Consider the following 6,724-nt stretch of genomic DNA (forward strand, 5'->3'; position numbering starts at 1 on the left):
TCGAACAGCGTTTTCAGCGGGCCGCGGGTGCCTTCGCATCCCAGGCCTGGGGCGCGGCGTCCTTGCCGGCCACCGAGTACAGCGCGCCCGGCGCGTTGCGGGTCTTCTGGAATTCCTCCAGCGTCTGCCCCCGCATGGCGGCGTAGATGTGCAGGTTCGACACGCCCACCACGGCGCCGAGCTTCTCCAGCATGAAGAAGATCACGCCGTACTGGATGAGCGCGCGCCAGTCGCGGTTGCGCACCATGTCGCGCTCGGCCTGGCTCAGCCCCGCTTCCACGAACAGCGCCTCCGCGTCCGCCAGGAAGCGCTCGCGATGCGCGGGCAGCACCATGTCGTGCAGGAACTTGTTCAGGCGGTAGGCGCGCACGCTGGTCTCCAGCGTGAAGGGGTAGGTGCCGGCCAGCTGCTCGACGCCGGCCACCTGCTCGTCCATGTGGCGGCGGTGCCGCTCGACCTCGCCGGCAATGGGCTCGCTGGCCAGGTTCTCATAGATGGCGGTGGCGATGCCGGTCATCGAGGGCAGGTAGTAGCTCTCGTGGGTCTTGCGGATGTTGGACGACAGCGCGCCGCGCATCACCAGCCACATGATCACCTCGGCGCCTTCGAAGCCGCCCAGCGTGGCCAGCTCGGCCTGCGTCATCTCCGTGATGCGCACCGGGTCGTTCTCGATGAGCTGCAGGAACTGCGCGTCCCACGCCGTGTTGTTGAAGCCCGCACGCTCGCCGTGCACCTGGTGCGACAACCCGCCGGTGGCGACGATGGCCACTTTCAGGTCTTCCGGATAGCTCTCGATCGCACGGCGCAGCGCCTGCCCCAGGCGATAGCAGCGGCGCGCCGACGGCACCGGCGACTGCAGCACGCCCACCTGCAGCGGGATGACGGGCACCGGCCACGCGGGCTCGTGCGGGCAGAGCATGGACATGGGCGAGTACACCCCGTGGTCCAGTGCCTTGTCCTGGAAGAAGGACATGTCGAACTCGTCGGCCACCAGCGAGCGGCCGATGTGCTGCGCCAGCTGCGGATGGCCGGCCAGGGCGGGCAAGTCGCGTACGCCGCCGCCTTCGTCCGCCACCGGATGCCTGTCACCCACGCCCAGTGCGAAGGCGCTGTAGTGGTCGAAGAAGAACGCGCTGACGTGGTCGTTGTAGATCACGAAGAGCACGTCCGGCTTCTTCTCCTGAAGCCAGCCGCGCACCGGCGCGAAGGATTCGAAGATGGGCTTCCACACCGGGTCTTCCTGCTTCTTCTTGTCGAAGGCGAAGCCGATGGTGGGCGTGTGCGAGCAGGCGATGGCGCCGATGATGAGAGCCATGATTCTTCTCCCCGCTCAATCCAGCGAGACCTTGGCGGACTTGATCACGTCCGACATGCGCCTGGCTTCGGACTGCATGAACTGGTCGAACTTCTCCGGCGTGGTGGGGAAGGGCTCGTAGCCGAAGGCTTCGAACTTGGCCTTGAAGTCGTTGTCGGCCAGGGCCTTCTCCACGTCGCGGCGGATCTTGTCGGTCACGGCCTTGGGCAGGCCGGGCGGCGCGGCGAGCGTGGTCCAGCCGATCACCTCGTAGCCGGCCGGGCCGCCGGACTCGGCCACGGTGGGCACGTCGGGGAAGGCAGCGTTGCGCCTCGGGCCCGCCACCGCGATGTAGCGCAGCTTGCCCGAGCGCTGCATGGCCTGGGTGCTGCCGATGGAGCCCAGCGCGAAGGAGAGCTCGTTGGTCGCCACGCCGGAGTACAGCTGTGTCGTCTCCTTGTAGACGATGTGCTCCATCTTCGTGCCGGTCATGCTCTCCAGCAGGGCCGAGCCCAGGTGCACCGGGTTGCCGATGGACCACGAGCCGTAGTTCAGCTTGCCCGGGTTGGCCTTGGCGTCGGCAATGATCTGGCCCACGGTCTTGTACTTGCTCTCGTTGGAGACCGATACGAAGAAGTAATTGCGGAACAGCGGATCGATCTGCTCGAAGTCCTTCACCGGGTCGTAGGGCAGCTTCTTGAACAGGTAGGGGTAGGCCACCAGGTGCACGTTGTCGAGCTGGATCAGGTCGTAGCCGTCCTTGGCGCCGCGCTTGAAGGCGTCGATGGCGATGAAGCCGTTGCCGCCCGGGCGGTTCTCCACCGTCACCGGCTGGCTCCAGGCGCGGCTGAGCTTGTCGGCCAGCAGGCGCACCACGCCATCGGGGCCGCTGCCCACGGGGAAGGGCGTGACGATGCGCACCGGCTTGGTGGGGAAGTCCTGCGCGGCGGCGGGTGCGGCTGCGGCTGCGAGGAAGGTGGCCGCCACTGCGGCGGCGAGAAGGCTTCGCTTGTTCATGGTGTCTTGTCTCGTGTGATGTCTCGTGCGGGGGCTTCAGTCGATGTAGCGCAAGCCTGCCTTTGCCAGCGGCTCGCGCATGCCGTACATGTCCAGGCCCAACTCGCCTGCTGCGAAGCGCTGGCGCTTGGCACCTTCGTTGGCCTCGCGCGCCTGGGCCGCGTCAGCCACCTGCTGTGCGCGTGCGGCGGGCACCACCACCACGCCGTCGATGTCGGCCAAGATCACGTCGCCAGGGTTCACCAGGGCGCCGGCGCAGACCACCGGCACGTTCACCGAGCCCAGCGTCGCCTTGATCGTGCCCTTGGCATGGATGGCGCGGCTGAACACCGGAAAGTCCATCTCCGTGAGGTCGCGCACGTCGCGCACGCCGCCATCGATCACCAGGCCTGCACAGCCACGCGCCTTGAACGACGTGGCCAGCAAGTCGCCGAAGAAGCCGTCGGCGTTCTCGGTGGTGCAGGCGGCCACCACCACGTCGCCGGGTTGGATCTGCTCGGCGGCCACGTGCATCATCCAGTTGTCGCCCGGCTGCAGCAGCACCGTGACCGCCGTGCCCGCGAATCGCGCCTGCGGGTAGATGGGGCGGATGTACGGCTGCATGAGGCCCAGTCGCCCCATGGCCTCGTGCACCGTGGATACGCTAAATCGCGCGAGCTTCTCGACCGCCCCCGCGTCGGCGCGCGCGACGTTGCGATACACCACGCCCAGTTCCTGGAATGCGTTGGCCATGTCAGAGTCCCTTTGCCTTGAGTTGCTGGTCCAGGCGCGGGTAGACGCGCCGCGCGTTGTCCTCGTACACCTTCTTGCGGTGGGCGTCGGTGAGCCGGGGCGTGGCGTCGATGTAGCGGCGCGTGTCGTCGTAGTGAAAGCCCGTCTCCGGGTCGATGCCGCGCACGGCGCCGATCATTTCGCTGGCGAACAGGATGTTGTCTACCGGGATCACGCCGGTCAGCAGGTCGATGCCTGGCTGGTGGTAGACGCAGGTGTCGAAGAAGATGTTGTTCAGCAGGTGGTCCTTGAGCAGCGGCTTCTTCATCTCCTGCGCCAGGCCGCGGAAGCGCCCCCAGTGGAAGGGCACCGCGCCGCCGCCGTGCGGGATCACGAAGCGCAGCGTCGGGAAGTCCTTGAACATGTCGGACGTGAGGCACTGCATGAAGGCCGTGGTGTCCGCGTTCAGGTAGTGCGCGCCCGTGGTGTGGAAGCAGGCGTTGCAGCTCGTGCTCACGTGGACCATGGCCGGGATGTCCAGCTCCACCATCTTTTCGTAGATGGGGTACCAGTGCCGGTCCGACAGCGGCGGCGAGGTCCAGTGGCCGCCGGAAGGATCGGGGTTGAGGTTGATGCCGACGAAGCCGTATTCGTTCACGCAGCGCTCCAGCTCCGGGATGCAGGTGCGCGGATCGACGCCGGGCGACTGCGGCAGCATGGCCGCGCCCGCGAAGTTGTCCGGGAACAGTTGCGCCACGCGGTGGCACAGCTCGTTGCAGATGGCCGCCCAGGCGCTGCTGGTCTCGAAGTGGCCGATGTGGTGCGCCATGAAGCTGGCGCGCGGCGAGAAGATGGTGAGGTCGCTGCCGCGCTCGCGCATCTTGGCCAGCTGGTTGGTCTCGATGGATTCGCGCAGCTCGTCGTCGCTGATCCTGAGCGAAGAAGGGGAGGGGGTCTCGGCGGGATTGCCCAGGCTCGCGATCTGGCGGTCGCGCCAAGTTTCGAGCGCCTTGGGCGCGGTGGTGTAGTGACCGTGGCAGTCGATGATCAAGGTCGGTCCCTGGGGAGTTGTCTCCTCGGCGAGTCTGACCGGGGTCGGTCCGACCTGGGGTGAATTCGACTTGTTCTGACCTCAAACTTTCTGATCTGATACGGTCATGGACCCGTCGCCGCCGTGGGGCGGACAAGAGAGAACACGCCGGCCATGAATGCCCATCAGCGCCAAGACAAAGTTATCGAAGCCGGTGCCCTGGGCATCAACCTGCGGCACCTGCGCGCCTTCAGCGCGGTGGCCGCGGCAGGCAGCGTGGCCGGTGCCGCCGAGGCGCTGTACCGCGTGGCCTCGGGCGTGACCCGCGCCATCTCGGAACTGGAGACGGCACTGTGCCGACCGCTGTTCGAGCGGCGCGCGCGCGGCATGGCGCTCAATGCCTACGGCGAGCTGGTGCTGGTGCGCGCGCAGCGCATCGAGCGGGAGTTCGAGGACGCGCGCGCGCAACTCGCCGCGCGTGGTGTGGGCGCCTCGGCCGACGTGCGCTCGCTCTTCGGCGCCATCCTCAACGGCCGGCGGCTCGCCGTCATCGCCAGCCTCGCCGACAAGCGCAGCATGCCCGCGGTGGCGCAGGAGTTCGGCATCAGCCAGCCGGCGATCAGCGGCGCGTTGAAGGACCTGGAGCAGGGCCTGGGCGTGCCGCTGTTCGAGCGCAAGGCCCGCGGGCTCTCGCCCACGCCGACCGGCGAGATCGTGGCGTTCCACTTCAAGCGCGTGCTGGCGGAGCTGCGCCACATCGGCCCCGACATCGCCGCCAGCGAGGGGCGCCTGCAGGGCAGCGTGATGGTGGGCGCGCTGCCGCTGGGCCGCACGCAGATCCTGCCCATGGCCATCGCCCGGCTGCTGGCGCAGCATCCCGGCCTGCACGTGGCGACGGTGGAAAGCCCGTACGAGGCGCTGGCCGCAATGTTGCGCAGTGGCGACATCGACTTCATCCTCGGCGCCCTGCGCGTTCCGCAGGATGTCCCTGACCTGCAGCAGCAGCCCCTGTTCGAGGATCGCATCGCCGTCATCGCCCGCGCCGGCCATCCGCTCGCGCGGGCGGGCCGCCGCATCGACTTGGATGCGCTGCGCCAGTCGGCGTGGGCCCTGTCGCGCAAGGGCGCGCCGGCGCGCGAACTGCTGGAGCGCTTCTTCGCACAGGCCCGACAGGCGCCGCTGGTGCCGGCCGTGGAGACCGGCGACCTGGCCGTGCTGCGCGGCCTGCTGCTGGAGAGCGACATGCTTACCGCCATCTCGCCGCACCAGCTGCGCTACGAGATCCGGGACGGCAGCCTGGTGGTGCTGGACTTTCCGCTCGATGCCACGCGCCGGCGGATCGGCCTCACTCTGCGGCAGGGCGCGTTCGCCTCACCTGGGGCGCGAGCACTGATGGCGCAGATCGGGCAGGTGGTGCAGGTATCGCCGGACTTCCAGGCGCTCGACCCGCGCAACGGTTGAGACGGCGTGTTTGTTGCCGATGTGGCATTCGGTTCATGCCTGTCTCGTCGGCCGTTCCTCCAAGTGGCTGCTTTGCGGTAGGTTGCAGGCATTCATACCTACTGTGGCTAGAGACGGCTTTCGCTGCCAGGCCGCACAGACGTTCGCTCCCGGCATTTACGATTGAAGTGGTTGAAGGCTCCAGCGTGCAGCCGTGGGTGGCCGCGGCCATGACGGAGGGATGGCCAACGCCGTCCGTCAAGGAAGGAGCGCATCATGGAAGCGCATGTCACTTCAAACCATTGCCCGTGGAACAAGGGAAAGCTGGTTGGACAGAAGGCGCCATTGAAAGCCAAGGAGATCTGGGCCATTCGGACTCACCTGCAAATGAGCAAGCGTGTTCGAGACCTGGCGCTGTTCAATCTGGGCTTCGACAGCAAGCTGCGAGGATGCGACCTGGTCGGTCTGCGAGTCCGGGACATCTGCCATGGCGACCGGGTCTCAAGTCGTGCCATGGTCACGCAGAGCAAGACGCAGCGTCCGGTGCAGTTCGAGATCACGCAGACGACTCGTGAAAGCGTCGAAGCCTGGATTCAGCGCAGGCATCTGCGCTCCGACGATTTCCTCTTCCCAAGCCGGGTCACGGGGGCGGCCCATCTCGGCACACGTCAGTACGCCAGGATCGTTCATGGGTGGGTGGAGGACATTGGACTGGACACAGTCGAGTACGGGACTCACTCTATGCGGCGTTCCAAGGCGTCGCTCATCTACAAGAAGACGAAGAACCTGCGGGCGGTCCAGATCCTGCTGGGCCACAGCAAGTTGGAAAGCACCGTCAGGTACCTGGGTATTGAGGTAGATGACGCCCTGGAAATTGCAGAGCAGATCGACGTCTGAGGCATTCTGACGGGCAGGCGGCGTACGAAGCGCCGCTTGCGGGTGCTTACCGGCCGCTCAAACTTGCAGAACGACTTTGGCTGCGAGTCGGACCGGGTGGGCCGCGCTGTTGGAAGCGCGGCCGGTGCGTCGCCGCCGGCCCGCTCAGTCGAGCCAGCCCTTGATGCGCGAGCCCAGCGCCTCGCGACTGATGCCGTACCGATCGTGCAATGTGGGCAGCGCACCAGCGTCGAGGAACGCATCCGGCAGGCCGGCAAGCTGGAAGCCTGCAGGCTGTACCTTGTGGCGCAGCAGCGCGCTGGCCACCGCTTCTCCCAGTCCTCCGACCACTGAGT

At 67.1% G+C, this 6,724-nt stretch carries 6 protein-coding genes and 1 pseudogene; 2 read left to right on the top strand and 5 right to left on the bottom strand.

Features of this window, described 5'->3' with window-relative positions; translation table 11 throughout:
- Nucleotides 1-13: 13 nt before the first annotated feature.
- Genes VSO01S_RS12975 through VSO01S_RS12990 form a run of 4 tightly spaced genes read right to left on the bottom strand, consistent with a single transcriptional unit; the run spans nucleotide 14 to nucleotide 4,073 of the window.
- Nucleotides 14-1,315 (bottom strand): gallate dioxygenase, encoded by a 1,302-nt coding sequence (locus VSO01S_RS12975; protein ID WP_068642997.1) that lies wholly within the window; start codon nucleotides 1,313-1,315, stop codon nucleotides 14-16.
- 15 nt (nucleotides 1,316-1,330) lie between these two features.
- A complete protein-coding gene (locus tag VSO01S_RS12980; protein WP_068643000.1) occupies nucleotides 1,331-2,311 on the bottom strand; it encodes a Bug family tripartite tricarboxylate transporter substrate binding protein in 981 nt (326 codons plus the stop codon).
- Nucleotides 2,312-2,347: 36 nt separating this feature from the next.
- Complete coding sequence (ligK, locus tag VSO01S_RS12985; protein WP_068643002.1) at nucleotides 2,348-3,043, bottom strand: 4-carboxy-4-hydroxy-2-oxoadipate aldolase/oxaloacetate decarboxylase; 696 nt, start codon at nucleotides 3,041-3,043, stop codon at nucleotides 2,348-2,350.
- Nucleotide 3,044: 1 nt separating this feature from the next.
- Complete coding sequence (locus VSO01S_RS12990; protein WP_068643004.1) at nucleotides 3,045-4,073, bottom strand: amidohydrolase family protein; 1,029 nt, start codon at nucleotides 4,071-4,073, stop codon at nucleotides 3,045-3,047.
- 153 nt (nucleotides 4,074-4,226) lie between these two features.
- Here VSO01S_RS12990 and VSO01S_RS12995 point away from each other — a divergent pair, with 153 nt between their 5' ends.
- Nucleotides 4,227-5,513 carry a LysR family transcriptional regulator gene (locus tag VSO01S_RS12995; protein ID WP_068643006.1) on the top strand — a complete coding sequence of 429 codons (1,287 nt, stop codon included), beginning with the start codon at nucleotides 4,227-4,229 and terminating at the stop codon, nucleotides 5,511-5,513.
- A 255-nt stretch (nucleotides 5,514-5,768) separates the two neighbouring features.
- Nucleotides 5,769-6,389 carry a tyrosine-type recombinase/integrase gene (locus VSO01S_RS13000; RefSeq protein ID WP_068643008.1) on the top strand — a complete coding sequence of 207 codons (621 nt, stop codon included), beginning with the start codon at nucleotides 5,769-5,771 and terminating at the stop codon, nucleotides 6,387-6,389.
- Nucleotides 6,390-6,533: 144 nt separating this feature from the next.
- Here VSO01S_RS13000 and VSO01S_RS26715 read toward each other — a convergent pair.
- Nucleotides 6,534-6,724, bottom strand: a pseudogene (locus VSO01S_RS26715) (transketolase family protein); the annotation flags it as partial.

This window comes from Variovorax soli NBRC 106424, assembly GCF_001591385.1.
Lineage (GTDB): Bacteria > Pseudomonadota > Gammaproteobacteria > Burkholderiales > Burkholderiaceae_C > Variovorax > Variovorax soli.